The organism is Streptomyces sp. NPDC054765, from assembly GCF_053612065.1.
The window spans coordinates 47,292-73,718 of sequence record NZ_JBSHBP010000036.1 but is presented as its reverse complement, the minus strand read 5'-3'; the positions used below and the strand labels follow the sequence as shown (position 1 = coordinate 73,718).

General features: G+C 71.8%; 21 protein-coding genes and 2 pseudogenes. 7 read left to right on the top strand and 16 right to left on the bottom strand.

All coding sequences use genetic code 11. The features are described 5' to 3' along the window. Positions 1-989, top strand: a 989-nt coding sequence (locus ACWGJY_RS22580; RefSeq protein ID WP_453262616.1) for an RICIN domain-containing protein, incomplete at its 5' end; no start/stop codon positions are given. 221 nt (positions 990-1,210) lie between these two features. Here ACWGJY_RS22580 and ACWGJY_RS22575 read toward each other — a convergent pair. Then, entirely contained in the window at positions 1,211-4,072 is a 2,862-nt protein-coding gene (locus ACWGJY_RS22575) for an AAA family ATPase (protein WP_453262615.1), read from the bottom strand. Positions 4,073-4,331: 259 nt separating this feature from the next. On the opposite strand from ACWGJY_RS22575, the gene ACWGJY_RS22570 reads away from it, so the two are divergent. Then, complete coding sequence (locus tag ACWGJY_RS22570) at positions 4,332-4,964, top strand: response regulator transcription factor (RefSeq protein ID WP_453262614.1); 633 nt, start codon at positions 4,332-4,334, stop codon at positions 4,962-4,964. Between the two features lie 144 nt (positions 4,965-5,108). Here ACWGJY_RS22570 and ACWGJY_RS22565 read toward each other — a convergent pair whose 3' ends face one another. From ACWGJY_RS22565 to ACWGJY_RS22555, 3 genes are read right to left on the bottom strand one after another with little or no spacing between them, the layout of a single operon-like run. Then, positions 5,109-5,528 carry a cytidine deaminase gene (locus tag ACWGJY_RS22565; RefSeq protein ID WP_453262613.1) on the bottom strand — a complete coding sequence of 140 codons (420 nt, stop codon included), beginning with the start codon at positions 5,526-5,528 and terminating at the stop codon, positions 5,109-5,111. Further along, entirely contained in the window at positions 5,525-6,805 is a 1,281-nt protein-coding gene (locus ACWGJY_RS22560; RefSeq protein ID WP_453262612.1) for an ABC transporter permease, read from the bottom strand. The genes ACWGJY_RS22565 and ACWGJY_RS22560 overlap by 4 nt, the downstream gene beginning before the upstream one ends. Beyond that, positions 6,802-7,944, bottom strand: a complete 1,143-nt coding sequence (locus ACWGJY_RS22555) for an ABC transporter permease (RefSeq protein WP_453262630.1) — start codon at positions 7,942-7,944, stop codon at positions 6,802-6,804. Before ACWGJY_RS22555 ends, ACWGJY_RS22560 begins: the two co-directional genes overlap by 4 nt. Positions 7,945-7,997: 53 nt before the next feature. On the opposite strand from ACWGJY_RS22555, the pseudogene ACWGJY_RS22550 reads away from it, so the two are divergent. Beyond that, positions 7,998-8,087, top strand: a pseudogene (locus ACWGJY_RS22550) (hypothetical protein); the annotation flags it as partial. A gap of 50 nt (positions 8,088-8,137) precedes the next feature. Here the strand turns inward: ACWGJY_RS22550 and ACWGJY_RS22545 are convergent. The 9 genes and pseudogenes from ACWGJY_RS22545 to ACWGJY_RS22505 form a co-directional block, all read right to left on the bottom strand. After that, positions 8,138-9,698, bottom strand: a pseudogene (locus ACWGJY_RS22545) (ABC transporter ATP-binding protein); the annotation flags it as partial. Positions 9,699-9,847: 149 nt separating this feature from the next. Then, on the bottom strand, positions 9,848-10,879 hold the full coding sequence (locus tag ACWGJY_RS22540) for a BMP family lipoprotein (protein ID WP_453262611.1): 1,032 nt from the start codon (positions 10,877-10,879) through the stop codon (positions 9,848-9,850). A 209-nt stretch (positions 10,880-11,088) separates the two neighbouring features. Beyond that, complete coding sequence (locus tag ACWGJY_RS22535) at positions 11,089-11,295, bottom strand: DUF397 domain-containing protein (protein ID WP_453262610.1); 207 nt, start codon at positions 11,293-11,295, stop codon at positions 11,089-11,091. Beyond that, positions 11,274-12,119: a helix-turn-helix domain-containing protein gene (locus ACWGJY_RS22530; protein ID WP_453262609.1), complete on the bottom strand. Its 846-nt coding sequence runs from the start codon at positions 12,117-12,119 to the stop codon at positions 11,274-11,276. Before ACWGJY_RS22530 ends, ACWGJY_RS22535 begins: the two co-directional genes overlap by 22 nt. A gap of 98 nt (positions 12,120-12,217) precedes the next feature. Further along, positions 12,218-13,477 carry an amidohydrolase gene (locus tag ACWGJY_RS22525; protein ID WP_453262629.1) on the bottom strand — a complete coding sequence of 420 codons (1,260 nt, stop codon included), beginning with the start codon at positions 13,475-13,477 and terminating at the stop codon, positions 12,218-12,220. A 161-nt stretch (positions 13,478-13,638) separates the two neighbouring features. Further along, positions 13,639-14,850 carry a hypothetical protein gene (locus ACWGJY_RS22520; protein ID WP_453262608.1) on the bottom strand — a complete coding sequence of 404 codons (1,212 nt, stop codon included), beginning with the start codon at positions 14,848-14,850 and terminating at the stop codon, positions 13,639-13,641. Positions 14,851-14,879: 29 nt separating this feature from the next. Next, positions 14,880-15,800, bottom strand: coding sequence for an N-acetylneuraminate synthase family protein (locus ACWGJY_RS22515; protein ID WP_453262607.1), 921 nt, complete (start codon positions 15,798-15,800; stop codon positions 14,880-14,882). 99 nt (positions 15,801-15,899) lie between these two features. Next, entirely contained in the window at positions 15,900-17,126 is a 1,227-nt protein-coding gene (locus ACWGJY_RS22510) for a cytidylyltransferase domain-containing protein (RefSeq protein ID WP_453262606.1), read from the bottom strand. 56 nt (positions 17,127-17,182) lie between these two features. Beyond that, positions 17,183-18,553, bottom strand: a complete 1,371-nt coding sequence (locus ACWGJY_RS22505) for a DUF6716 putative glycosyltransferase (RefSeq protein WP_453262605.1) — start codon at positions 18,551-18,553, stop codon at positions 17,183-17,185. 187 nt (positions 18,554-18,740) lie between these two features. Between ACWGJY_RS22505 and ACWGJY_RS22500 the strand changes: the two genes are divergently transcribed. The 3 genes from ACWGJY_RS22500 to ACWGJY_RS22490 are packed head-to-tail and all read left to right on the top strand — an operon-like array spanning position 18,741 to position 22,251. Beyond that, positions 18,741-19,721 carry a glycosyltransferase family 2 protein gene (locus ACWGJY_RS22500; RefSeq protein ID WP_453262604.1) on the top strand — a complete coding sequence of 327 codons (981 nt, stop codon included), beginning with the start codon at positions 18,741-18,743 and terminating at the stop codon, positions 19,719-19,721. Next, on the top strand, positions 19,721-21,076 hold the full coding sequence (locus tag ACWGJY_RS22495) for an alpha-2,8-polysialyltransferase family protein (protein ID WP_453262603.1): 1,356 nt from the start codon (positions 19,721-19,723) through the stop codon (positions 21,074-21,076). The genes ACWGJY_RS22500 and ACWGJY_RS22495 overlap by 1 nt, the downstream gene beginning before the upstream one ends. After that, entirely contained in the window at positions 21,073-22,251 is a 1,179-nt protein-coding gene (locus ACWGJY_RS22490) for an acyltransferase family protein (protein ID WP_453262602.1), read from the top strand. Before ACWGJY_RS22495 ends, ACWGJY_RS22490 begins: the two co-directional genes overlap by 4 nt. A gap of 95 nt (positions 22,252-22,346) precedes the next feature. Here ACWGJY_RS22490 and ACWGJY_RS22485 read toward each other — a convergent pair whose 3' ends face one another. After that, positions 22,347-23,039: a TetR/AcrR family transcriptional regulator C-terminal domain-containing protein gene (locus ACWGJY_RS22485; protein WP_453262601.1), complete on the bottom strand. Its 693-nt coding sequence runs from the start codon at positions 23,037-23,039 to the stop codon at positions 22,347-22,349. Between the two features lie 37 nt (positions 23,040-23,076). Between ACWGJY_RS22485 and ACWGJY_RS22480 the strand changes: the two genes are divergently transcribed. Continuing rightward, positions 23,077-24,705 carry an FAD-dependent monooxygenase gene (locus ACWGJY_RS22480; protein WP_453262600.1) on the top strand — a complete coding sequence of 543 codons (1,629 nt, stop codon included), beginning with the start codon at positions 23,077-23,079 and terminating at the stop codon, positions 24,703-24,705. Between the two features lie 2 nt (positions 24,706-24,707). On the opposite strand, the gene ACWGJY_RS22475 is transcribed toward ACWGJY_RS22480, so the two are convergent. Together ACWGJY_RS22475 and ureG are read right to left on the bottom strand one after the other, a co-directional pair. Next, on the bottom strand, positions 24,708-25,649 hold the full coding sequence (locus ACWGJY_RS22475) for an urease accessory protein UreD (protein WP_453262599.1): 942 nt from the start codon (positions 25,647-25,649) through the stop codon (positions 24,708-24,710). Next, positions 25,646-26,356 (bottom strand): urease accessory protein UreG, encoded by a 711-nt coding sequence (gene ureG / locus ACWGJY_RS22470; RefSeq protein ID WP_453262598.1) that lies wholly within the window; start codon positions 26,354-26,356, stop codon positions 25,646-25,648. The genes ACWGJY_RS22475 and ureG overlap by 4 nt, the downstream gene beginning before the upstream one ends. Positions 26,357-26,427 lie beyond the last annotated feature (71 nt).

Sequence of the window (26,427 nt, the reverse complement as noted above, 5' to 3'; positions counted from 1 at the left end):
GCACGGACGGGAAAACCTCCCCACCGACACCGGCCACGGACGGGAAAACCTCCCCGCCGACGCCCGCCACAGCCGGGAAAACGTCCCCGCCAACACCGGCCACAGCCGGGAAGACCTCCCCGCCGACCACACCGCCGACGGCGCGGCAGCGCAATCCCCGCAGGACGCTGCTCGCCGCGGCGGTCGGCGGCGTGGCTCTGCTGTCGGTGCCGTTCCTGCTCATGACGTCGGGTTCGCACGGCAAGTCCACGGACCGTCAGGGCGCCTTGGCGGACATCCCGCAGGACGCCGTGCCCGGGGGCCGGGCGCCGTCCCCCTCCGGCTCCCACTCGCCCTCCGCCTCCAGGTCCGCCGCCGCCTCCGCCTCGCCCTCCACCTCCGCGGGGCACCACGCCCCGAAGCCGAAGCCCCGCCCGGGGAGCGGTCCCCCGGCCGGCCCCGGCGGCGCCCCGACGGCAAACTCCCCGGCGATGAACGCGCTTTCGGGCGGTCCGCTCGCCCCGGCAAGCGCCCGGCTGTTCGGAGGCGCCTCCCAGGTGCTGCTGCACAACCGCGCCACCGGCCTCTGCGCCGACCTGCCGGACCTGGGCAACGGGGCGTCCAACGGTCCCGTCAACGAGTTCCACTGCCAGGCCGGCGGCGCCGACAACCAGATGTGGAACCTCCAGATGGTCCAGGACAAGGGACCGGGGGGCGCGAACCTCTTCGTGATCCGCAACACCAAGGACAATCTGTGCATGGACCTGCCGGACCTCGGCGGGAAGCCGGCGGGCACCAAGGTCTCCGAGTTCCCGTGCAATGGGAGCACCCAGGACAACCAGACCTGGTACATCTGGCCGGGACAGGACAACCACTACCAGCTCCGCAACCCCCGGAGCGGCGGCCTGTGCCTGGGCGTCAACGGGGGGCCGGGCGCCGGCCCCGACGCCCGCCTCCAACTGCGGCCCTGCGGACCCGCCGACACCGACTGGGCCTGGTCGGGTTCCTGAAGTTCACGGAATTCACGGAGTTCACGGGGCTCACGGGGCTCCCCGCGTTCACGGAGTTCACGGGGCTCCCCGGGCTCCCGGCGTCGGGCAGGGGCCGTCCGGCCCGTACGCCCGGCGGCCCCTCGCCGTCGCCGTCCGCGGCCTGATCCCGGGCGGTGCCCCGGCGCCGCCCGGCAGGCGCCGCCCGGCCCGGCCGGGCGGCGCCCACGACGAACCTTCCGTCACTCCAGCGGGTGCGCATCGCCGGGTGGCGCCACGGAGCGAGCATCGCCCCCTGCTGCCGGCACATGGGGCAGCAGGCCCAGCCGGGCCAGGCTCCCGTCGAGCCGGGACGCGGCCAACTCCGTGCGGGAACGGCACCCGGTGCGCTGGAAGAGCCGGGTCAGCCGCTGCTCCACGGTCTTCTCGCTCCACGCCATGAGGGCGGCTATCCGCCGGTTCGTCTCGCCGTCGCTCACCAGGTCGATCAGCCGCATATCGCTCTCGCTCAGCCTGCTCGGCGCGGCCCGCCGCCGCGGCACGCTCAGCTTCAGGCCGTTCTGCCGCGCCCGGACGGCAAGCAACTTGCGCAGGTACGCCGCCGCCCCGAGCGACTGCGACTCCCGCACGGCCTCGTCCAACCAGGCCTGGGGGTCGTCGCCCACCGCGATCAGGCACTCCCGGGCGAACAGCGCCAGCGGCCGGTCACCGCGCTGCCGCACCAAGGGGAGGGCGGTCCGCACGCTGCCGACGTCGCGGTGCAGCAGCGCCCGCCCGAGGAGCACGGACTCCAGCGTCATCGGGGAGTCCACCTCGTGGTGCAGGGCCTCCAGTTCCTCCTGCGCCCGCTCGCAGTCCCGCTCCCGGCCTTCCGCTCGCGAACCCAACGAGAGCATCCGCAGTAACAGCCGGTCCAGGCCCGCGAGCACACCGCTCTCGCGCGCCCACGTGACGTCCTGCCACGCTCGCTCGAACGCCTCGTCGGCCTCGCCCGTCGCGTAGCGGACGCCCAGCCACGCCCGCCCGATCAGGGAGTGGCAGACGGTCCCGGGAATGAGCTCCAGCCATGCGCGGGCCCGCTCGGTGTCGCCGCGCATCAAGTGGATCTCGCCCGCCAGCGCACGGGCCAGCTGGGCGGCGCCGGAGGAATCGCGGGACCTGCCGCGCAGTTCGATCCGGCGGACCCCGGACAGCGCCTCGTCCCACCGGCCCGCGAGGTAGTCGCGGACCACCGCGTGGTAGCGCACCGCGGTGCTGTCGCCGGCCTTGGCGTACCGGTCCGCCAGCACCGTCTCCAGAGCACCGGCCAGGTCACCGTACGCGGCGGCGCCACGCAGCCGGTCCCAGGCCGCCCCCTCGACCGCCACCGGCAGGTCGCGACGGGCCCGTTCGCTCTCTTCGCGCCCGCCCACCACCGCCGCCAGCAGCCGGGTCTCGGCCGGCGTGGGCAGCGGGCCACGAGGGGGCTCGTCCGTCTCGGGCGGGCCGGCCCACACCGTGGGGGTCAGCGGCCCGATCCCGTACCGCCCGCCCAGCGCCGCCAGCCCCGCCGCCGCCGGTATCCGCCGCAGCGCGGCACAGCGCCGGCCCTCCGCCGCCTCGGTGTGCCGGGGGCCGTGTTCGTGCAGCGCCGCCATACTCCAGGCGCGGGCGCTGAAGTCCAGGTCCGCCCCGGCGTCCGCGGGCGCGGCGTCGAGGCAGGCGGTCAACGGCTCCGCCAGCGCCAGCGACCCGGCGTGGTCGGCGTGCCGCAGGCCCAGTTCCAGCGCCTGGCGCAGCACGCCGGACGCCTCCGGTCCCGGCCGCATACGGTCCAGCGCCGCGCCGTAGACGGCGACCGCCCGGGGCGTGGAGAACCGCGCGTACCTGCGGGCCGCCGCCAGCAGCAGCGGCACCGCGACCGCGTCGTCCAACTCCGGGCCGACGGCGATCGCGTGGCCGGCCAGTCGCGGGTGGCCGGTGCCCGCGGAGACCGGGCCGAGCCGGTCGAGAACCGAACGCACGATACGGGCGTGCAGATCCGGCACGTCGCAGGTGACGGGCAGCTTCCGCAGCGCCGCCGCCAGCGCCGGCACGGCGAATCCCACCCGCCCCTCCTGGTCGGCCATCAGCACGCCCTGGGTGAACAGCTGGTCCACAGCCCGGACGGCGTCGGGCCTGGCCCCCCGGTCCGGCGCCGTCATGCGGTGCAGGTCCTCCAGGCGCAACTCGGCCGTGGCAACCAGGCGGGCCAGCGCGGCCGCGACCTGGGTGCGCCCGGCGTCCGGGGGGAGGTCCGGCCACCCGAGGGCGGCCAGTTCCTCCGCCTCCCCGCCGAAGCGCAGGCCGCCCGCCGGTTCGCTGAGGGCGATCCGGCCGTCCAATTCCAGGAGCGCCCCGTCCTGTTCGATCCCGGCGAGCACCGAGAGCAGGGCGCCGGGGTTGCCCCTCAGGGGGCCGAGGGAGCGGGCCACCGCCGTCACCAGGTCGGGCTCGACCGGGTGGCCGAGCCGACGCGAGAGCAGTTCGCGCACGTCGTCCGGCGCCAGCGGGCCCAGGTCGAGTACGTCATCGGCGGCCGGCGGCAGGTGTTCGCCGCGGTGTGCCGGCGCGGCCGGCCGGGACGCCAGCACCACGGGCAGGCCGGCGGGCCGGAAGACGCGCAGCAGCAGCCCCAGAGCGGAGGCGGTGGCCGGCGGCAGGCCGTCGATGCCGTCCACCACCATGGAGAACGGGACGTGCTCCGCCGCGTCGGTGAGGACCTCGCCGATCGTGGACAGCAGGGCGAGCCCCCCGTCGCGGCCGGCGGTCCGCAGTTCCACCCGCCGGATCTCGACCACGCGCACCGGCAGCCGGCCGTCGTTGATCCCGGCCAGCAGCCGGCAGACCGCGTCGACCAGCGCCGCCGTGCCCGGCTCCCCCTCGGCCGTCGACAGGCCGAGCCGCAGCACCTTCGCGCCGCCCCGCACCGCCGCCAGGCGGCCGGACTCCACGACGGTGGTCTTGCCCACTCCGCTCGCACCGGTGACCAGCACGGTCCGTGCAGTGCCGGTGGAGCCCAGTGCGCGGGCGACCGCGCGGACGTCGTCCTCCCTGCCTGGCAGGGACGGACCGGGCTGCTGCATCGACCGACTCCTCACTCCGGGCCCGGCAGGCAACCGCCGGGTGGTGGTCCGAAAGCCTGGCGCCGGCCTCGTCGACGACTGAGGCCATGAGGCCACACCCGACGTCCGGCGAATCCGCCGGGTACCGATCGGCGCTGGTGCCAGGTTTCCCTGTCGTTTGGTGACCAGCGGTCCGCGCCCGGCGGTGATCAGAACCGTACGTGACACCATTGGCGTCTTGACTGAATGATGAACTATTCCGTTGTCTGTGGGAGGTCTGATGCCTCAGCAAACGCCCACGCAGAGAGTGGGGGTGGCGATCCACTCCCCCGACACCCTCACCCAAGCCGGCCTGGCCAGCTACCTACAGCACGACCGGCGCTTCTGCGAGACGTCCGCGGACCAGGCGGACGTGACCGTGGTCGCGGTGGACACCGCGAACGCCGCCACCCTCAGCCTGCTGCACAGCCTCTCCACCTCCTCGCACGCACGCTTCGCGCTGCTGGTCGGACGGCAGTGGCAGGCCGACATCTTCGCCGCGGTCGACCGCGGGGTACGCGCCGTGCTGTGGCGCGACAGCTTCACCCCGGCGGCCTTCTCCCAGGCACTGCTCACCGTTGCGCGCGGTGGCGGCAGCTTTCCCCCCGCCCTCCAGGGCACCCTCATGCGGCAGGTCCAGTGGACCCACCACGAGGTCCTCACACCCCGCGGCCTGACCGCCTCCGGTGTCAGCCCCCGCGAGGTGGAGGTCCTGCGCCTCGTCGCGGAGGGACTGGAGCTGTCGGAGGTCGCAGAGAAGCTCGCCTTTTCCGAACGCACCGTCAAGTACGTGCTCTACGGCCTGATGAAGCGCCTGAACCTGCGCAACCGGGCGCACGCGGTCTCCTACGCCCTCCGCACCGGGCTGATATGACCAGCCGGTCCGCCAGGGGAGAGCCCGGCATCCCCGTGGACGACTTCACGACAGACGGGTGGGTGGTGGGGGTGGAGCCGCTTGCTGAACGCTCACGGCTCCCCGCGTCGCCGCGTATGCCGTCAGCCCCCGCCCCGGCCCCCGTCACCCCTTCAGATGCCCCGGCCCGAACGCGTCCGGCAGCAGGTCCGACAGCGGGCGGACGCCGGACGCGGTGTCGACCAGCAGCTCGGGGCCGCCGTGTTCGGACAGCAGCTGGCGGCAGCGGCCGCACGGGACCAGCAGGTCGCCCGTGCCGTCGACGCAGGTGAAGGCGGTCAGGCGGGGGGCGGGGCCGGTGTTGTCGGTGCGGCCGGCGAACAGGGCGGAGACCAGGCCGCATTCGGCGCACAGGGAGAGGCCGTAGGAGGCGTTCTCGACGTTGCAGCCGGTGATGGTGCGGCCGTCGTCCACGAGGGCGGCGGCGCCGACGGGGTAGCGGGAGTACGGGGCGTAGGCCCGGGACATCGCGTCCCGGGCCTGCGCGCGCAGTGCGGTCCAGTCGACCGGCACCGTTGGGGTCATGTGCCTTGTCCTCGGCGGTAAGGCCTGCCGTTCGCCTTCGGTGGCCGCAGCCGCTGGGAGGAGAGGGCGAGGACGAGCAGGGTGGCGATGTACGGGCTCGCCTCGACCAGTTCGAGCGGAACGGTGTCGGCCAGGAAGTACCAGCCTATGAGGACCACCGCGGCCAGCGCCGACAGCGCGGCCTGGGTGCGCTTGGCGGCGCGCAGCCGGAACAGCGCGATCACCGCGAGCAGCGCGGCCAGGCCCAGCAGCAGGGCGTGCACGGTCGGGCCGCCGCTGCGCAGCTGCATGGCATCCATGAAGCCGAACAGGCCCGCGCCCATCGCGACGCCGCCAGGACGCCAGTTGCCGAAGATCATCGTGGCGAGACCGATGTAGCCGCGGCCACCCGTCTGGCCGTCCTGGTAGAAGTGCACCCCGATGGAGAGGAAGGCACCGCCGAGACCGGCCAGGGCGCCGGAGACCAGCACCGCCGCGTACTTGTACGAGTAGACATTGACGCCCAGGGACTCGGCCGAGACGGGGGCCTCACCGCAGGAGCGCAGCCGCAGACCGAACGAGGAGCGCCACAGCACGTAGAAGGTGCCGGCGAACAGGCCGATGGTGAGCAGAGTCAGCCAGGAGACGTTGGTGACGGCCGCGCCGAGGATGCCGGCCAGGTCCGAGACGAGGAACCAGTGGTGGCCCTCCACGGAGTTGAGCCAGTCCGACAGCCCGGGGACGGTGAAGCTCGGCATGTCGGGCATCGGCGGGGACTGCTTGTCGTTGCCGCCGGCCAGCATGGCCGCGCTGCCCTCCTGACCGAACCACAGGGTGGCCAGGTACTGGGTGGCGCCGAGCGCCAGGATGTTGACCGCGACACCGGAGACGATGTGGTCGACGCCGAAGGTGACGGTGGCGACGGCGTGGATGAGGCCGCCGAGCGCACCGCCGATGATGCCGGCCAGCGCCGCCGCCCAGGGCCCGTGCTGCCAGCCGACCCAGCCGGCCGCGAACGAGCCGAGCATCATCATGCCTTCGAGGCCGATGTTGACCACGCCGGCCCGCTCGGACCACAGTCCGCCCAGGCCCGCCAGGCCGATCGGTACGGCGGCGCTCAGCGCGGCCCCGAACTGGCCGGCGGAGGTGAGGTCTTCGGCGCCGGTGACGGCCCGCAGGAGGGAGACCGCGACCAGGCCGATGGCGATGATCAGCAGGATCCAGGGGTAGGTCAGCTTGCGCCGGCCGGCCTTCCCGGGGAGCGCGAGCTTTGTCGCGCTCTTGAGGTCCGTACTCACGCCGACACCTCCGGCTTGTCGCTCTTGTCAGACTTGTCGGCGTTCGTCGTGCGGGACAGGGCGGCCAGTTCCTCGCCGACCTTGCGCTGCTGCAGGCGCAGCCCGTAGCGGCGCACGATCTCGTAGGCGATGACCACACAGAGCACGATGACGCCCTGGATGACGCCGACGATCTCCTGGGCGTAGCCCTCGAACTCCAGCCGGGAGCCGGTGCGGTCGAGGAACGCCCATAGCAGGGCGCCGAAGGCCATCCCCACGGGGTGGTTGCGGCCGAGCAGCGCGATGGCGATACCGGTGAAGCCGATGCCGGCCGGGAAGTCCGTGCCGTACTGGAAGGACTCGCCGAGCAGGGTGGGCATACCGACCAGGCCGGCCGCGGCGCCCGACAGCAGCATGCTGCTGACGACCATGCGCTTGACGCTGACACCGCTGGCCTCGGCGGCCGGCTCGGAGGCGCCCACGGCACGCAGGTCGAAGCCGAAGCGGGTGCGGTTGATGCCGAACCAGTACAGCGCACCGGCCAGCACCGCGACCACCACGAAGCCGTAGACCGGCTTGGGGTGGGTGGGGAAGGAGAAGAAGTGGCTGGAGGCCGGGAGGAACTTGGTGTGCAGGAGGTTGCCGTCCTTGATGGCGAGGCGGCCGTCCTGCAGGAAGTAGCCGATGACCGAGGCGGCGATGGCGTTCAGCATGATCGTGGTGATCACTTCGCTGACCCCGCGGGTGGTCTTCAGCAGACCCGCGATGCCCGACCAGATCGCACCCACCAGCATCGCGACGACGATGAGCAGGATGATCTGGATCGCACCGGGGAGGGCGACGGCCCCGCCCACCGCGGCGGCCGCGAAGGCCGCCAGACGGTACTGGCCGTCGACGCCGATGTTGAAGAGGTTCATCCGGAAGCCGATGGCCACCGCCAGTGCCGAAAGGTAGTACGGCACCGCCTTGTTGATGATCCAGACCTGGCTGTCGCTGTAGTGGCCGTAATCGGCCATGATCCCGTAGGCCCGGAAGGGGTTCTCGCCGGACGCGAGGAACACCAGGGACGAGATCACTATCGCGGCGACGATGGCCAGGGCGGGCGCGGCGACCGCCAGAATCACCTTGTCACGGGTGGCGCTCCTGGCGATGGCGTCCACGGTGGGGGTCTTGGCGGGGTGCTTGGCGGGGTTCTTGGCAGAGGTGCTCACTTCTGCTCACCGCCCTGCTCGTCGGCGCCGTTCGACGCACCGTCTTCCGGCGCACCGTCTTCCGACGCGCCGCGTTCCGACGCGCCGACTTCCGACGCGCCGACTTCCGACGCGCCGACTTCCGACGCGCCGACTTCCGGCGCGGTGAGGTTGCCGCTGGCGGCACCGGTCATGGCGGAGCCCAACTCCTCCGGGGTGATGACGGCGGGGTCCGCGTCCGCGACCAGCCGGCCCCGGTACATCACCCGCAGGGTGTCGGACAGCCCGATCAGCTCGTCCAGGTCGGCAGAGATCAGCAGCACCGCCAGGCCCTCGCGCCGCGCCTCGCGGATCTGTTCCCAGATCTGCGCCTGCGCGCCGACGTCGACCCCGCGGGTGGGGTGGGCGGCGATCAGCAGCTTGGGCCGGTGGCTCATCTCGCGGCCGACGATCAGCTTCTGCTGGTTGCCGCCGGAGAGCGAGGCCGCGGTGACCTCGATACCGGGGGTGCGCACGTCGTACTCCGCGACGATGCGCTCGGTGTCCTTGCGGGCACCGGCCAGGTCGAGCAGCTTGCCCTTGCTGTTGGGCCGCTCGGTGACATGGCCCAATATGCGGTTCTCCCACAACGGGGCTTCCAGCAGCAGGCCGTGGCGGTGGCGGTCCTCGGGGATGTAGCCGATGCCGCCCTCGCGCCGGGCGCGGGTGGAGGCCCCGGACAGGTCCGTGCCGTCCAGGGTGACGGTGCCGTGGTCGGGGCTGCGGGTGCCCATGACGGCCTCGACCAGCTCGGCCTGGCCGTTGCCCTCGACGCCGGCGACGCCCAGCACCTCGCCCTTGTGGATGGTGAAGGAGATGCCGTCCAGGACGGTGCGCACAACCCCGTCGGAGTCGGTCGCGGAGAGGTGGAGATCGCGCACGCGCAGCATCTCCTCGTCCGTGACGGTCGACTCGCGGGTCTCGGGCGACGGCAGTTCGCTGCCGACCATCAGCTCGGCGAGCTGCTTGGGGGTGGTCCCGGACGGCTCGACCGAGGCCACGGTCGTCCCGCGGCGTATGACGGTGATGTCATCGGCGACCGAGAGCACCTCGCCCAGCTTGTGCGAGATGAAGATGACGGTCAGGCCCTCGGACTTGAGCTCGCGCAGGTTGTCGAAGAGTGCGTCGACCTCCTGCGGGACCAGCACGGCGGTTGGCTCGTCGAGGATCAGGGTGCGGGCGCCGCGGTAGAGGACCTTGAGGATCTCCACCCGCTGACGGTCGGCGACACCGAGGTCCTCGACCAGCACGTCCGGCCGGATGCCCAGCCCGTACGCGTTGGAGAGCTCCGATATCTTGGCGCGGGCGCCGGCACCGATGCCGTGCAGCTTCTCCGCGCCGAGGACGGTGTTCTCCAGGACGGTGAGGTTGTCGGCCAGCATGAAGTGCTGGTGCACCATGCCGATGCCGCGGGCGATGGCGTCGCCCGGGGTGTGCAGGGTGACCTGCTCGCCGTCCAGCTCGATGGTGCCCTCGTCCGGCTTCTGCATGCCGTAGAGGATCTTCATCAGGGTGGACTTGCCGGCCCCGTTCTCGCCACAGAGGGCGTGAACGGTGCCGCGGCGCACGGTGAGACGGATGTCGTGGTTGGCCACGACGCCGGGGAACCTTTTGGTGATTCCGCGGAGTTCTACAGCGGGGGCGTCCGGGCCGGCCGGGCCACTGCTCGTGGATGCTGCGTTGATGGCGCACTCCCCTCGGGGATGACGGTGCGGAAAGGACGAAGAACGAGAAGGCGGGACCGGATGGTCACGGGGGGGGACGCGGGGACCGCCGCCCGGGGCCGGTGCTGCGGCGTCCGGGGCGGACCGTCGTCCCTGGCTACGGCGTCTGACTACGGCGTCTCCTTGACCTTCACCTTGCCCTCGATGATCTTCTTCCGGGCCGCGTCGATCTGCGGCTGGACGTCCTTGATGAAGCCGCCCGAGGTGGCGAGCGAGACGCCCTGGTGCTTGAGGTCGTAGGCGTGGATGCCGGTCAGCGGCTTGTGGTCCTCGTAGCTCTTGATCAGGTCGAACACGGCCACATCGACGTTCTTCACGACCGAGGTCAGGATGTGGTCCTTGTACTTCGCCAGACCGGGCTGGCGGTACTGGTCGGAGTCCACACCGATCGCCCAGACACCCTTGTGCTTGCTGATCTCCTCGATCGAGCCGGCGCCCGACTGCCCGGCCGCCGTGTAGATCACGTCGATACCGCTGTCGATCATGCCCGCGGCCTTGGCCTTGGCGGCCGCCGGGTCGTTGAAGCCCTTGTCGTTGTTCGGGTAGAGGTACTGCGAGACGACCTTGGCCTTCGGGTCGGTGTCGCGTACGCCCTGCTCGAAGCCGGCCTGGAACTTCTGGATCAGCGCATTGTTCACGCCACCGATGAAGCCGACCTTGTGGGTCTTGCTCTTCAGCGCCGCCGCCACACCGGCGAGGTAGGAGCCCTCGTGCTCGGCGAAGACCATCGCATCGACGTTCTTGCCCTGCGGGACGGCGTCCACGACACCGAAGGTGGTGTCGGGGAAGTCCTTGGCGACGTTCTGCACAGACTGGCTGTACGCGAAGCCGACGCCGATCACCGGGTTGTAACCGGCCTCGGCGAAGGACGACAGCCGCTGCTCGCGGTCCGCCTCGGTCTCGCCGTTCTTGGCGGTGAGCATCTTGACCTTGACGCCCAGCTTGTGCTGCGCGTCCTCGGTACCGCGAGCGGCCGCCTCGTTGAACGAGTGGTCGTCCCGGCCGCCGATGTCGAAGGCCAGTCCGACGCCCGCGTGCTTGGCGCGATTGGCCTCGGCGAAGCTCTGTCCGCACGCGGTGGCGGTGAACGCGAGGCACGTGGTGGCGGTAGCCGCGGCGGCAATCCTGATGACCCGACGCACGGGGCCTTCCCTTCGCTCTAAGCGCCCCCTTTGGCGCTGGCTTGTGGGAGATTAACGCGCGTAGACCTGGCGCAAAACCCTCCACTGCGTGGACGTTATCGATTCGAGGCGTAGGGCACCTCGACGCACCACAGCCGGGCGAAATGCGAAGCCCGCCCCGACTGGATGCCGGAACGGGCCGTTATGGGTACTTTGCGGTCATTGGCCTGCTATATGAGTTCGATCTTGAGCGCCGCGACGAAGGCGCTCCAGGAACCCGCCGGAATCATGATTGCGGGCCCGGCCGGATCCTTGCTGTCACGGACGGGAACGACTCCGGGGACGCTGTCGGCGACCTCGACGCAGTTACCGCCGTCCATGTTGCTGTAGCTGCTCTTGCGCCAGGTGACGGTGCTCAGTTCGACGCTGGTTCGCATGACTCGTACCTCTCCCTGTACGTCCGGATCAGCGCCGCGGAATCCTTGGGGGACAGCGCGTGCGCCCGAAGAGCATCGTAGGCCGCCCTGCGCTGCTCCACTTCTTCCAAATCCTCAAGGAGACAGGCGGTCTTACGGCCTTCCTCGTACGCCACGCTTCCACCATCGGCCTGCCTCAGGAGCGTCAACGGCCCCTCCATCAACGCATAGCCCCCATGATCGAACGGCAGGACCTGGATCATGGTGTGCCGGGTGTCGACCCGTGCCAGCAGGACGTCCAGTTGCTCGCGCATCACCTCGGGGCCGCCGATGGGGCGGCGCAGCATCGCCTCGTCCAGGATCGCCGTATAGCGCGGCGGCTCGGCCGAGCGGAACCGTTCCTGGCGGCCGAGCCGCGCCTGCACCCGCGTTTCGGCCTGCTCGGCGGTGATGTCGGGGGCGAGGCCGAAGAAGGCGCAGGCGTACGCCTCGGTCTGGAGCAGGCCCGGGACGACGTTGGTCGCGAAGTCCTCGATGACCTTGGCCTGGCTCTCGAAGTCCATGTACCGGCGGTACTGGTCGGGATGCGCCTCCCTCTTCGCCAGCTGGAACAGTCCGTAGAAGTACGTTTCCACCCCGAAGGCGAGGTCGAGCGCCCCCGGCAGCTCCGGTGGCGGCATCAGTTCCGCGGTCTCGACCCGGGCCAGGGTGCTCTTGCTGAAGTTGACGATGTCGGCCAGCTGGAGCAGCGACAGCTTCGCGTTCTCACGGTGGCGACGCTGTTCGGAGCCGAAGTAGTGGCGGGCGGAGATATAGGGGGTCAGGGCCTTCGGTGTGAACTTCACGGGTCTCACCACTCGGTTGGTCGGTGCTCACCAGCGGGGCGGATTGCCCCTGTTGGGGCCACCCTTCCGCAGCAGGAGCACACCGGCACCCCTGACAATCAGTTCGAGAGGTCCCCGTCGAGGAGGGCGCAGGCGGTGAAGAGTTCGACGCCGACCTTGATGGCCTGTTCGTCGACGTCGAAGTCGCCGCGGTGCAGGTCGCGGACGGTCGGGTCGGTGGGCGGGTGGACGCCGAGGCGGGCCATGGCGCCGGGGACGCGTTCGAGGTACCAGGAGAAGTCCTCGCCGCCGAGGGACTGTTCGGTGTCCTCGACGGCGCCCTCGCCGCGGCGGGCGGCCATCGCGGAGTGCAGGAGCTGGACCGTGACCGGTTCGTTGACCACCGGCGGGACCCCGCGGACGTAAGTGATCTGCGACTTTGCGCCGTGCAGCGTGGCGATCTCGTCGATCGCGGCATGGACCAGGTCCGGGGCCTGCCGCCAGGCTTCGAGGTCGAGGCAGCGGACGGTGCCGGAGAGCTCGGCGTGCTGCGGGATCACATTGCAGGCATGGCCGGAGGCCAGGCGGCCCCAGGTGACCGCGAGCCCGGCGCGGGCGTCGACCCGGCGGGCCAGCAGCGCCGGGACGTCCAGGGCGACCCGGGACGCGGCGGTGACCAGGTCGGTGGTCAGATGCGGGCGGGCGGTGTGGCCGCCGGGGCCGTCGAGGCCGACCTCCAGCCGGTCGCAGGCGGAGGTGATCGCCCCCACCCGCAGCCCGATCCGGCCGGCGTCGACGCGCGGGTCGCAGTGGACGGCGAGGATCCGGCCGACGCCTTCCAGGACGCCGGACTCGATCGCGTCGGGGGCGCCGCCGGGCAGCACCTCTTCCGCGGGCTGGAAGATCAGGCGGACCGGGCGGGGCAGGGCGCCGGCGCGGGCGAGTTCGGCGAGGACCAGGCCGGCGCCGAGGACGACGGCGGTGTGCACGTCGTGGCCGCAGGCGTGCGCCCGGCCGGGGACCGTCGAGGCGTAGGCGACGCCCTTGGTGTCCGGGATGGGCAGGGCGTCGATGTCCGCGCGCAGGGCCAGCAGGGGGCGGGCGGGGTCGGCGGCGACGGCCCGGCCGCCGGCGGTGGCGTCCGGGGTGCCGATGTCGCACATCAGGCCGGTGCCGGTGGCCAGTACCCGGGGGCGCAGCCCGGCCCGCTCCAGCCGCTCCTTGATCGCCGCGGTGGTCCTGAACTCCTGGTTGCCGAGCTCGGGATGCATGTGCAAGTCGCGCCGGAAGAGACCGAGTTCGGCGCGCAGCGCGTCGGGGAGCGCGCCGGGGAGCCGGTCCCCGGCGGGAGTACGGGCGGGGCCGGCGTCGCGGGACATCACGTGGTTCACCCGTGAAAGGGTACGGGCCCCGATGGGGCAACTGTCCCTCGATCAACAAAAGTTCAGCCCGTTAGGGGAAGAAAATCTAGGCCGCTCGGCGCATGGACGGTTTATGCGAAGGGTATGCAGTAGGGCTTCCTGCGCGGCGGTGGCGGTCCTCAGCCGACGGCCATCCGCTGGGTGAACGGCAGTCGCTGCACGTCACGGGCGGTGCCGGTGACTCCGTCGAGGAAGCCCTGGGCGCGCGGTGAGGCATGGGCGGTCAGCCACTGCGGATCGATGTCGCAGACCGCGACCTTGACCTCGGTGCCCAGCAGCGCGAGCGGCAGGGTGTGCACGACGGTGGAGGGGAAGCTGACGATCAGCCGTCCGATCGGGCCGCGCCGGGCTATCAGTTCCAGCGGGAGGTCCGGGCGGACGATCTCCAGGCCGGTTTCGGTCGCCAGTCGGCGCAGCTTCTCGGTGCTCTCCTTGCGGTGTGCGAAGTAGCGGGTGGCGCCGTGCGTACGGGCCAGGGCGGTCACGGCGGCCACGTAGCGGTCCGCGTCGACGACGCCGGTCTCCACCAGGGAGGTGCCGACGATGTCGGCGGCGCGGGTGAGCCGGGGCGGGCCGAAGCGGCCGCGGGTCCAGGCGAACTCGTTGTCGGTGACCTGGACGCCCGGCAGTGCCTCGACGGGCATGGAGCTGAACAGGCCGACGGTGCGCCGGCCGCCCTCGGGCGCGGGGGTGAGCCGGCGCCGGGCGGTGGCCGAGAACGGCGCGAAGGCCAGGTCCCGGGCGCCGCGCCCGCTGCCGTTGCGGTGCCAGCGCACCAGCCGTTCGCCGTGGGCGAGTTGGGAGATGAACTCCATGGTGGCGGTGCCGTCGTCGACGACGACCAGATCACGCGCCTTGGTGAGGGTCAGCAGCAGCTGGACGTAGCGGGAGAACGGGTCGCCGATGACGACGCGCCCGGCGCGGCGCAGCAGCGGGGTGAGCCCGCCGATGGTGCGGACCGGGGCGGTGGGGCCGCCGCGGGCCTCTTCCCAGCGCACCGTATGGCCTTCGTCGCGGGCGAGTTCGGCCATCCGGCGCAGCTGGCCGCGGGTCATCGGGTCGTGCGGGGCGAGCACGACGACGGTGAGGGCGGCGGCCTGTGCCGTGTACGCCCATTCCAGGACGTTGAGCAGCTGCACCGGGCTCTCGACGAAGGCGAGGGTGCCCGTGCCCCGGGCGGCCGGGGCCTTCTCCGTGCTGGAGGAGGCGGTCTCGTGGCGCTGTCGCGGCACCCCCCGGAGCCGACGGGCGGGAGTACCCGTCGGCTCCGGGGGCGGGACCGCGGCGCCGGGCGTGACGGGCCCGGCGCCGGCCCCTTCAGGTGAGCTCACCTTGGCTCCCGTCGGTTCGTCGGTGGGGCTCAGACGGCGGCCGGCTCGGCGGTCTCGGCGACCACGCCGGCGACGCGGCGCAGCTTCTTCATCGGGCCGAGCTCGCTCTCGTAGACCTTCTTGACGCCGTCACCGAGGGACTCCTCGATGGTGCGGATGTCGCGGACCAGGCGGGACAGGCCGCCGGGCTCGACGGAGGCGGCCTGGTCGGAGCCCCACATCGCGCGGTCGAGGGTGATGTGACGCTCGACGAAGGCGGCGCCGAGGGCGACCGCGGCGAGGGTGGTCTGCAGACCGGTCTCGTGGCCGCTGTAGCCGATCGGGACGTTGGGGTACTCGTCCTGCAGGGTGTTGATCATGCGCAGGTTGAGCTCCTCGGCCTTGGCCGGGTAGGTGCTGGTGGCGTGGCAGAGCAGGATGTTCTCGCTGCCCAGGACCTCGACGGCGTGCCGGATCTGCTTCGGGGTGGACATGCCCGTCGAGAGGATGACGGTGCGGCCGGTGGCGCGCATGGCGCGCAGCAGCTCGTCGTCGGTGAGCGAGGCGGAGGCGACCTTGTAGCAGGGCACGTCGAACTTCTCCAGGAAGGCGACGGACTCGACGTCCCACGGGGAGGCGAACCACGCGATGCCGCGCTTCTTGCAGTACTCGTCGATGGCGCGGTAGCCGTCCTCGTCGAACTCCACGCGGTGGCGGTAGTCGATGTAGGTCATCCGGCCCCAGGGGGTGTCGCGCTCGATGTCCCACTGGTCGCGCGGGGTGCAGATCTCCGGGGTGCGCTTCTGGAACTTCACCGCGTCGCAGCCGGCGTCGGCGGCGGCGTCGATCAGTGCGAACGCGTTCTCCAGGTCGCCGTTGTGGTTGATGCCGATCTCACCGGTGACGTAGACGGGGCGGCCGGGGCCGGCCTCGCGGCTGCCGAGGGTGCGGAGTCGGGAGTTGCTGCTCATGGGGAGATTCCTTCGTGTTGATCAGGGTGTGCGGTGGGGGACTTGGGGTTATGCGGGGGACTTGGGGTTACAGGGGTTACGGGGACGGGTGGGTGGGAGTCACAGGGACGGGCCCAGGAGCCAGCCGGCGATCTCGCGGATGGCGCCGCTGCCTCCGGGCGTCGCGGTGAGCGCGCGAGCCGCGCCGCGCACCACGTCGTGCGCGCCGGCGACGGCCACCGGCCAGCCGACGAGGTCGAAGCACGGGAGGTCGTTGACGTCGTTGCCGACGTAGAGCACGCGCTCGGGCGCGATGCCCGCTTCCTCGCACCACTGCTTGAGGGCGAGGTCCTTGCGGTCGATGCCGTGCAGGACGGGCACCCGCAGCTTGCGGGCCCGTGCGGCGACGACCGGGTTGGTCTCCGTGGACAGGATCAGCAGCTTCAGTTCCGCCTTGCGCAGGGCGGCGATGCCGAGGCCGTCGCCGCGGTGGACCGCGACGATCTCCCGTCCGTCGGAGTCGATCAGCACCCGGTCGTCGGTCTGGGTGCCGTCGAAGTCGAGGACGACGGCGTCGATGTCGTCGAGGGTCGGCAGGGCCCCGGGGCGGGCGGCGTCCAGCAGCGGCGCGAGCGCGCGGGCGCGGGCCAGGTCGTGCGGGTCGTCGATCTCCAGCACCCGCGCCGGGTCGGTGCGGACGAGTTCGGTGCGGCCGAAGAAGCGGTGGCCACTGGTGCGGAAGCCGGCCGCGTCCATGGCGTAGGCGGCGCCGGTCTCCAGCAGGTCCTGGGGGCGGTCCTGGCGGCGGGGCCGGAAGGACTTGTCGTGGTTGACGCCATGGCCGCCGTCCATGGCGGCGGCCGCGCCGCCGACCACGGTCTCGGCGTCGCGCCAGACGAAGCCGTGGAACGGCGCCACGGTCAGCGCGCTGTCCGCGCCGTCCTCGACGACCGCGGCGGCCACCGCGTCGATGTCCTCGCGGACCAGGAAAGGGCTGGTGCACTGGACCAGCAGCACCGCGTCGACCGTGGTGTGCTGCTCGGCCTCGTAGGCGTCCATGGCGTGCAGGACGGCGGCCTCGCTGGTGGCGGTGTCGCCCGCGATGTCGCCGGGGCGGCGTACGACGACGGCTCCGGCGCCGCGGGCGGCGGCCGCGATCCCGGCGTCGTCGGTGGAGACGACGACATCGGTGACCAGGCGGGCGGCCCGGCACTCACGGACCGCGCGGGCCACCAGGGGCACTCCCCCGACGGCGGCGAGGTTCTTGGCGGGCACGCCCTTGGATCCGCCGCGGGCGGGGATGACGGCCACCACGGTCGGCGGGCTGCTCTGCGGGTTCGGCGGCATATCGGGCTCCTTCCGGGGGCCGTGCGGGCTCCGGGGGCTGGCGGGCGGCGGGAGGGTCACAGCTGCCCCCAGCGGCGGATCGCGGGGGCCACGCGCTGGACGCCGTGGCGGTAGGCGCCACGGGCGGCCTCGCGGACCGTCTCGCGGGCGACCCGGCGCAGTCCGCCGGTCTCCTCGGGGGCGTCGGTGTGGCCGGCGACCGGCTCACCGTGCGGGTCCAGGCCGTGCCGGGCGAGGATGCCGGGGAGGTAGCCGGGGGCGGTGCGGGCTGTGTAGTACGGGGTGAGCGGCGGCAGCCGGTCGGCGGTGCGCAGCGCGGTGACCCGGGCGCGGACGGCGTCGAAGGCCTGCTCGTAGTTCCCGTCGGCGGCGACGCCCTGCCGGGCGAGCCAGCCGGGGTCGGGCTCGGGGCGGTGCCCGGCGTCCAGCTCGTCCCAGGAGGCGAGGCAGCCGGAGCCGAGGAAGTGGTGATTGCCGAGGATCTCGCGGATGCCGAGGTCGGTGAGGACGGCGGTGGGGATGCCGCGGTGCAGCGACTCCAGGGCGGCGGTCGAGCTGACCGTCACCATCAGGTCGGTGCGGTCCAGGACCTCGCCCATGTTGCCGTACACCAGACGGCAATTGGCGGGCAGTCCACCGGGGGCCTTGGCGGCGAGCTTCTGGTAGGGCAGTTCCTCGATATGGGTGGTGTGCTCGCCCGGCTTGCTGCGGAGCTTGATCAGCACCTCGCGGTCGGGGTGCATACGGGCGTGCTCCACCGCCCGGCGCAGCAGGTACGTACGGTCCGCGCGGCTCTCCGGGACGGAGGGCTGGGCGGCGAACACCACGGTGTAGGGGTCGCGCCCGTCGGTGGAGCGGCCGCCGGTGGAGCGGCCGCTGTCGTAGGGCGCGCCGCCGAGGAACGGCAGGGCGCATTCGACGACGCCGGCGTCATCGGCGCCGACCCCGCGGTAGACCTCGCGGAACCGGTCCGCGTCGTGCCGCGAGTTGGCGAGGACGACATCCGCGCCGTGCCGCAGCAGCAGCCCGTCGGCGAGCTTCTCGTAGACCACGCCGACATAGCCGGTGACGACGACGGGGCGCCGCCCGGCCCCCTGCCAGGCGCGGGCGAGACCGTGCAGCATCGCCTGCACCGCTCCGCCGACACAGGCCAGCACGACGACGTCGTAGGGCGTACGGTCAGGGGACCGCGCACCGTCCTTCATGCGCTCCAGGAAGGCGGTGCCCCTGATTTCGCGCAGCGAGTCCGCACGGGCGCCGACCTCGTCGAGCTGGCGGACCGTGGGAGTGGCGCGGCCGCGGAGAAGGTAGCCGTCGAGCCGGATGTCCGATTGGATTCGGTACGCTGTCAAAGCGCCCCATTTCCATCGGGTATCCGAGTCGGCGAGCACGGCGACCCGCAGCGAAGAAGTGGTACGTGATGGCACGCCGAAGACGCTAGGAAGGCATTCCGTTTGGCGGGCCAACTGGGCCGCAACAAAGGGTTAACAGCGGATCGACGAATGACTAACCAGATCGATTGCCTGCCTGGTTAACCATCCCGCCATTCTTCGTTCACCTGGAGGCCTGCGCCCGGTAAAGACGAATGCCGCCTGCGCACCTAACGTCACCCGGGTGGTTAAGCTCTCCGTCATCGTGCCGTTCTACAACGTGCAGACATACGCGCCCGACACTCTGAAAAGCCTGGCGGCCAATGCCCGCGAGGACTTTGAATTCCTGCTCGTCGACGACTGTTCTCGCGACGAGACCCCGCAGATCCTCGCGCGCGCCGAGCGTGAGCTGCCGGGCGCCAGACTCCTGCGGCACGAACAGAACGGCGGCCTGGCCACCGCCCGGAACACCGGCCTGGACGAGGCCCGCGGCGAGTACGTCACCTTCCTGGACGGCGACGACTGGCTCGCGCCCGGCTACTATCCCCAACTCCTCCGCACGATGGAGGAGTTGGGGTGCGACTTCGTCCGTACCGACCATGTCCAGTGCACCGCCCGCGCCCGCACCGTCCACCGCGTCCCGCACGGGCGGCGCTCGGTGGTGCTGGACCCGCGCGAGGTGATCCTGCCCGCCGACCGCTCCACCTCCGTCGACTACGCCTACGCCTGGGCCGGGATGTACCACCGCCGGCTGCTGGACGAGGGCGTACTGCATTTCAAGGACGGACTGCGCACCGCGGAGGACCGTCCGTGGATCTGGCGGCTGCACCGCGAGGCCGAGTCCATGGCGGTGGTCTCACTGCTCGGTGTTTTCTACCGGCGCGGAGTGGCGTCCTCGCTCACCCAGATCGGAGATGTGCGGCAATTGGACTTTATTCGCGCCTTCGACCAGGTGATCGAGGAAACGGCGCAGGACCGCGATGCCGATCTTCTGCTGCCGAAGGCGGTGCGCACCTATTGCGCGATCATTTCCCACCATCTCGGTTCGATCGAACGTTTCGAACCGCAGGTCGCCCGTAAATTGCGCGCGATGAGCGCCGCGGCCATGAAACGCATGCCGCAGAACGTACTGAAAGAAGCTCTGGAATCGATGGATGTGCAGCGCGCGTCCCGGCTGCGGCGGCTGCGCCGCCGCCCGTCCCCCACGGCGGAGGTCGCCGCCTGATGTCCGCCCGACCGCGTACCCAGATCTTCGTGGCGTCCACGCTCTACGGGGCGGCGACGCTCGCCGCCGCGCTGGACGCCGACTGCTTCGCACCGGCCGACCGCCGGCTGCTGCTGCTCAGCAACAACGCGACCACCCCCGAGACCACCGCGTCGCTGGACACCATGCCGGGCTTCGAGCGGCTGCGCGGCCGCTTCGACCGGGTGCTGTCGTGGAACGAGACGATCAGCCCGTTCCACCCCGGCGGCTGGTCGCCGCGCGCGGACGACGTCCCGCTGTGGGAGCGCCATCTGCGGCTGCTGTGGGGCCTGGGCGAGGACCGGATCGAGCTGGTCGTGGAGTCCATCCAGGTCAATCCGGCGCTGGCGATCGCCCAGCTGTTCCCGGACGCGCCGATCGATGTCTACGCCGACGGGCTGATGAGCTACGGGCCCACCCGCAACAAGCTCGACCCGCTGATCGGCACCCGTATCGGCCGGCTGCTGCATCTCGACCTGGTGCCGGGCCTGACACCGCTGCTGCTCACCGAGTTCGACGTCGCACCGCAGACCGTGCCGACCGAGGCCTTCACCAAGGTGCTTGCCGAACTCGCCGACGTCAGTGGCGAGTTGGCGGTCCCGGAGGGCGCCGCGCTGCTGCTCGGCCAGTACCTCTCCGCGCTGGGCATCCTCACCCCCGAGGAGGAAGAGGAGCTGCATGTGCGGATGGTGCGCGGCGCCGCCGAGCGCGGCCACCGCGAGATCGTCTTCAAGCCGCACCCGTCCGCGCCGGCCCGCTGGTCGCGGCTGCTGGAGCGGGAGGCCGGAAAGCTGGACGTCGCACTGACCGTGCTGGACCGCCCGGTGCCGGCCGAGGTGCTCTACCAGCGGATGCGGCCCGCGCTGGTCGTCGGATGCTTCTCCACCGCGCTGCTGACGGCGGCCACGTTCTACGGTCTGCCGACCGCCCGGACCGGCACCGGACTGCTGCTGGAGCGGCTCACGCCGTACCAGAACAGCAACCGGGTCCCGGTCACGATCGTGGACGCCCTGGTGCCCGATCTGGCGGACCGCAGTAAGCTCCCGCGCTCCTTCGCCACCGCGGAGAGCGTCGAGGGCCTGGTCGCCGCGGTCGGCTATGCGATGCAGCACCAGATCTACCCCGGGCTGCGGCCCGCCGCCGAGCGCTATCTCGCGGCCCACCTCGACCAGGTCACCTGGCGCTACTTCAAGCGCCGCCGGCTGACCGCGCTGGCGCTGCCCGGCGCGATCCCGTCCCAGCTGTCGTTCCTTCCGCGCAATGCCACCGTCCGCAGGGTCGCGCGCCGTGCGCGTGCGGTGCAGCGCCGGCTGAAGAAGCGGGCCGCGTTCGGATGACCGCACCCCAGCTGACGACCGGCGCGCCGCCCGCCGCGCCGGATCCCGTCACCACCGCCCCGAAGCCGGCAATACGGGGGCGCAGCGCGGGGGTCCCGCCGGCCCTTGAGGCCGGCGGAGGACCGTCGCGGCTGCGCGCCCTGGACGGGCTGCGGCTGCTCGCCGCGCTGATGGTCGCCGCGTACCACTACGGGGGCCGCAACGGCGAGATAGCGCAGGCCTGGGGCGGCTCGCCCGCCCACCAGTTCCCCACCGCCGCGCCCCTGTTCGCCTACGGCTGTCTGGGCGTCCAGATCTTCTTCGTGATCAGCGGCTTCGTCATCTGTCTCAGCGGCTGGGGCCGGACGCTGCGGGCCTTCATCGCCAGCCGCGTCTCCCGCCTCTATCCGGCGTATTGGGCCGCGGTCCTGCTGGTCACCGCGGTCTTCGCGCTCCCCTGGGTCGCCTACAAGGCGCTGCCGCCCAGCGAGGTGCTGACCAATCTGACCATGCTGCAGCAGCCGTTGGGCGTGCACCGGGTGCTCGGGGTGTGCTGGACCCTCTGGGCGGAGATGCGCTTCTACGCCCTCTTCGCGCTCTGTGTGGTGCTGCCCGGCGCCACCCGCCGCCGGGTGGTGCTGTTCTGTGCGGGCTGGACGCTGGCCGCCGCGCTGGCGCAGGCCGCGCACCAGCCGTTCCTCGACACCGTCCTGATGCCCCAGTACGCCCCGTTCTTCATCGGCGGAGTGGGCCTGTACCTGCTGCACCGCTATGGCGCCCGCGATCCCATCGCCTGGGCGATAGTGCTGGTCAGCTGGCTGATCGGCCAGCATTACGCGGTTGCCGGGCTGTGGCACGCACCGTCGGCCACCGCGTTCTCCTACCGCTCGGCGGCCGCCGTCATCGCCGTCGTCACCCTCGGTTTCGCCCTGGTCGCCGCGGTCGCGCTGGGCAGGCTCCAGTGGGCGAACTGGCGCTGGCTGACCGTGGCCGGCGCGCTGACCTACCCGTTCTATCTCGTGCACGAGCATCTGGGCTGGGTCGTGGTGCGGGCGCTGCACCACGGCTTCGGACTGCCGTCGTACGCGACGCTGCTGCTGACCGTCGGCCTGATGCTGCTGCTCGCATGGGTGCTGCACCGTTTCGTCGAGCGTCCGCTGACGCCCGTGTTGAAGCGGTCGATCGACCCGCGGTGAACGGATCGGCCGACCCTCGGTGAACGGATCGGCCGACCCACGGTGAAGGGGTCAGCCGACCCGCGGTGAAGAGGCCGGCCGCCCCACGGCGCTGATCAGCTCTCCGCATCCGGGCCCAGGGTGGCCGCGATGCCCGCGACGATGATGCGCAGCCCGGCCTCGAAGGCCTGCTCGATATCGCCGAACATCTCCCGGCCGGCCAGCGCCGCGAGCGGATAGTCGTCGCCGATCCGCCGCTCGCGCTCGGCCTGGTCGTAGGCCGGGTCGCGGGCCTGGGGCCGTCCGGGCTCCGGGTGGACCGACTGCTCCTCGATCACCAGGCCCACGGTGTAGTGGTACGCGGTCCACCAGGCCCGCGACGCGTCGCGCAGGGTGAAGCCCGCGTCGGTGAAGCGGCTCAGCAGGCCGTTGAGCGGCCCGGCGCTGCTGTCGTTCGTCATCCGCGTACCACTGAAGACCTTGCCGCCGTCGCGGTAACTGAGCAGCTCTCGCCGCATCGCCCGGCAGCTGGTGAGGAGCGTCTCCTGCCAGGTGCGGCCGAGCGGGTCCGCGCCGGCCGGCCCGTCCGTGAACGGCCCGTCCCTGAACGGCCTGACCATCCGCTGGAACATCTCGGTGGCCATCTCGTCCAGCAGCTCCTGCTTGTTCTTGAAGTGCCAGTACAGCGCGGGGGCCTGGACATTCAGCTCCTTGGCGATACGTCGCAGGGTGAGCCCGTCGAGGCCCACCTCGTTCAGCAGCCGCAGGGCGGTGTCCACCACTAGTTTCCGGTCAATACGCGAAGCCATGTTGACAACTTAACACCGTTAAAGCCATCCTCGGGACATGGAACTTAACAACGTTAAGGAAACCGTCGGCGCGGCCCTGCCCGACGACGGCACGGTGGTGGACGTACTGATCGCCGGCGCGGGCCCGACCGGCCTCGCCCTGGCCATCGACCTCACCCGCCGCGGCGTGCGCACCCTGCTCGTCGAGCGGCAGGACCGCCTCTCGCCCGGCGCCCGCGGCACCGGTGTGCAGCCGCGCACCCAGGAGGTCTACGACGACCTCGGGCTGCTGGACGCGGCCTTCGCGGCCGGCGGCCGCTACCCGAAGGCCGCCCGCTGGGAGAACGGCGCGATCGTCGACGTCACCGAGATGATCGAGGAGGTCGACCCGACGCCCGCCACGCCGTACTCCAACGGCCTGATGCTGCCGCAGTTCCGCAACCTGGAGGTGCTGTACGACCGGCTGCAAGAGCTCGGCGGAAATGTGGTCTTCGGCACCGAACTCACCGCATTCGACCAGGACTTTGCCGGTGTGACGGCCCGTCTGCGGCACGCCGGCGGGGCGGAGCGCACCGTCCACGGGGCCTATCTGGTCGCCACCGACGGCGGGCGCAGCACCGTACGCCGCGCGCTGGGCGTCAAGATGAGCGGCCCGGAGCTGGAACCGGTCGCCGTGCTGCTCGCGGATGTCCGGGTGGACGGCCTGGACCGCGACCACTGGCACCGCTGGGAGCCGCCGGCCGGCGGGTTCGCGACCCTTCTCCCGCTGGCCGGCACCGACTGCTTCCAGACCATGATCTCGGGCTTCACCGGCACGCCGGACACCTCACCCGAGACGGTCCGTGCCGAACTCGCCGCCCACACGCACCTCGACGCCGAGCAGATCCGCGAGGTCGTCTGGTCCTCCCTCTTCCGCCCCAGGGCCGGCCTGGTCGACAGCTACCGCACCGGCCGGGTCTTCCTGGCCGGCGATGCCGCCCACATCCACTCCCCGGCGGGCGGCCAGGGTCTGAACACGAGCGTCCAGGACGCCTACAACCTCGGCTGGAAGCTCGGCCAGGTGCTGCGGCACGGCGCCCCCGACAGCCTCCTCGACACCTACGAAACCGAGCGCCGCCCGATCGCCGAGAGCATCCTCGACACCAGCACCCGGCTGCACCGCGCCCGCGAGATGCGCCGCGGCCGGGACCTCCACCAGCTCGGCATCGGCTACCCCGACAGCCCACTGACCCGGGAGCTGCGCACGGACCTCGCCGAGGGCACCCCCGCCGCGGGCGACCGGGCCCCCGACGCCCCGTGCGCCACGCCCGACGGCACGCCCACCCGGCTCTTCGACGCCTTCCGCGGCCCGCACTTCACCCTGCTCGACCTGGGCGGCACCGGCGTCGACGACAGTGCGCTGCCCGCCGACCCGGCCCTGCTGCGCCTCGTCCGCGTCGGCGGCCCGGCCCCCGACCTGATCGACACCGACGGCCACCTCCGCGACGCCTACGGCCCGGCCCCCGCCGTCCTCCTCATCCGCCCCGACGGCTACCTCGCCCTCGCCACCCCGCCCGAGAACGCGACGGCGCAGGTGGCGGCGGCCCTGGCGGCCTGCACCGTACTCCCGCCCGGCAGCCGGCCGGATGACACCGTGCACACGAGGCCGCACCAGCGGGCATCCGCTCGTACGGCCTCCCCTGCGTGAGGTCAGGTCTTGCGCAGGTCGGGGGCCGGAACGCCGATGAGCAGGCTGCGCAGGGCGTCCCAGGCGGTGCGCAGCGCGCGGGCCATCGCCGGCGGGTCGCTGCCCATGATCCGTGCCCACGCCCCGCAGTCGTCGGGCAGGACGCTCACGCCGCAGGCGAGCTTGGTGGTCAGCAGGGCCTCGTGCAAGGTGTCGGCGACCTGCGCCGCGGGGGCCAGCGGGGTGAGTGCGTAGAGCGTGGCCATCAGGTCGTGGCCGCCGAAGACCGCCGGTCCGGTGACCGAGCCCGGCTGATGTGGGTCCAGGCGGACGGTGTCTGCCACCAGCAACTCACCGTCGGGGCGGGTGATTTCCAGGTCGCTGAACAGCAGGCGGTAGGCGTGCCGTTCGCCCCGGGCCAACCGGCCTGCCGCGATCGTCTCGCCCAGCAGCACGGTGGCCGTGGGGTCGGCGGTGACGCAGGTCTGCTGGTAGAAGCGCGCGTCGCGGTACGGGATCAGCGGGTCGGGCAGGTACTCGACGTAGCTGCGGGCTCCGGCGGTGAGGTGCACGACCTGGGTGGCGTGGTCGAACTCCATCCGGTGCAGCTTGGTGGCGGCCTGCGTCGTCAGGTGTACGGCCGTGTCGGGGCCGCAGTCGATGTCCATGCGGTTGCGGTCGGCCTGGACGATGCCGCCGCCGGTGGACATCAGGTAGGTCACCGGCATGTCGGGCCGCTGCGGGTCCACATACAGCGGACGCATGATCTGCAGGGGTGATTTCTGGTAGCGGTCGACGAGTTCGGTGCGGTCGCCGACCCGCGCGTAGCGCAGTTCGAGCAGGCCGACCTTGCCGGGGCGCCCGGCGGCCAGGGTGTCCGGGGTGCCGGTCAGGTCGCGCATCCGGGCCGGTACCCGCCGGGGTTCGTAGTGTGCGGCAGCCAGCCGCGCGGGCGCCTGGGTCATACGGACGCCGCCTCCTGGCCGGGGCGCCCGGCGGCCTCCTGGGACAGCAGGAAGTCGGCGATGGTGTCCAGCCCCTCTCCGGTCAGGGAGTTGGTGAGCACCACCGGCCGCCCGTGCCGGACGCGACGGGCGTCCGACTCCATCACGGCCAGGTCGCACCGTACGTACTGAGCGATGTCGATCTTGTTGATGACGAGCAGCTCGCACTCGGTGATGCCCGGACCGCGTTTGCGGGGCATCTTGTCGCCCTCCGCCGTGTCCAGCACGAACAGGAAGAGGTCGACGAGCGCCGGACTGAAGGTGAGTGTCAGGTTGTCGCCGCCGCTCTCGAAGAGCAGCGTGTCCACCTCGGGGAAGCGCTCCAGGATCTCGTCGGCCGCGGCCTGGTTCATCGTCGGGTCGTCCCGGACCGCGGTGTGCGGGCAGGCTCCGGTCTCGACGCCGACGATACGGTCCGGGGCCAGGATCCCGTCCAGGGTGCGGCGCACGTGGGCGGCGTCCTCGGAGGTGTAGATGTCGTTGGTGATCACGGCCGGGGTCCGTCCGCGTCCGATCAGCAGCGGGACGAGCGCCTCGATCAGCGCGGTCTTGCCGGAGCCGACCGGCCCGGCGATGCCCACGCGCAGCACGCCGTCCTTGGGACGCTGAGTGAACTCGTCGTGGTCGTGGTGGTGGTGGGAACCTCGGACCTGTGTGGGGTCGTGCATGGTGATCCTTCCGGAATGGTGTCTTCGCGCGTGGTGTCTTCGCGCGTGGTGTCTTCGCGCGTGGTGTCTTC

Excerpts from the sequence above, each read along its gene's own strand:
- ACWGJY_RS22565 (WP_453262613.1), bottom strand. The coding sequence starts at position 5,528 with ATGACCCCAACGGTGCCGGTCGACTGGACCGCACTGCGCGCGCAGGCC.
- ACWGJY_RS22525 (WP_453262629.1), bottom strand. The coding sequence starts at position 13,477 with ATGTCCCGCGACGCCGGCCCCGCCCGTACTCCCGCCGGGGACCGGCTC.
- ACWGJY_RS22570 (WP_453262614.1), top strand. The coding sequence starts at position 4,332 with ATGCCTCAGCAAACGCCCACGCAGAGAGTGGGGGTGGCGATCCACTCC.
- ACWGJY_RS22485 (WP_453262601.1), bottom strand. The coding sequence starts at position 23,039 with ATGGCTTCGCGTATTGACCGGAAACTAGTGGTGGACACCGCCCTGCGG.
- ACWGJY_RS22575 (WP_453262615.1), bottom strand. The coding sequence starts at position 4,072 with ATGCAGCAGCCCGGTCCGTCCCTGCCAGGCAGGGAGGACGACGTCCGC.
- ACWGJY_RS22490 (WP_453262602.1), top strand. The coding sequence starts at position 21,073 with ATGACCGCACCCCAGCTGACGACCGGCGCGCCGCCCGCCGCGCCGGAT.
- ACWGJY_RS22475 (WP_453262599.1), bottom strand. The coding sequence starts at position 25,649 with ATGACCCAGGCGCCCGCGCGGCTGGCTGCCGCACACTACGAACCCCGG.
- ACWGJY_RS22480 (WP_453262600.1), top strand. The coding sequence starts at position 23,077 with ATGGAACTTAACAACGTTAAGGAAACCGTCGGCGCGGCCCTGCCCGAC.
- ureG (WP_453262598.1), bottom strand. The coding sequence starts at position 26,356 with ATGCACGACCCCACACAGGTCCGAGGTTCCCACCACCACCACGACCAC.
- ACWGJY_RS22515 (WP_453262607.1), bottom strand. The coding sequence starts at position 15,800 with ATGAGCAGCAACTCCCGACTCCGCACCCTCGGCAGCCGCGAGGCCGGC.
- ACWGJY_RS22495 (WP_453262603.1), top strand. The coding sequence starts at position 19,721 with ATGTCCGCCCGACCGCGTACCCAGATCTTCGTGGCGTCCACGCTCTAC.
- ACWGJY_RS22535 (WP_453262610.1), bottom strand. The coding sequence starts at position 11,295 with ATGCGAACCAGCGTCGAACTGAGCACCGTCACCTGGCGCAAGAGCAGC.
- ACWGJY_RS22510 (WP_453262606.1), bottom strand. The coding sequence starts at position 17,126 with ATGCCGCCGAACCCGCAGAGCAGCCCGCCGACCGTGGTGGCCGTCATC.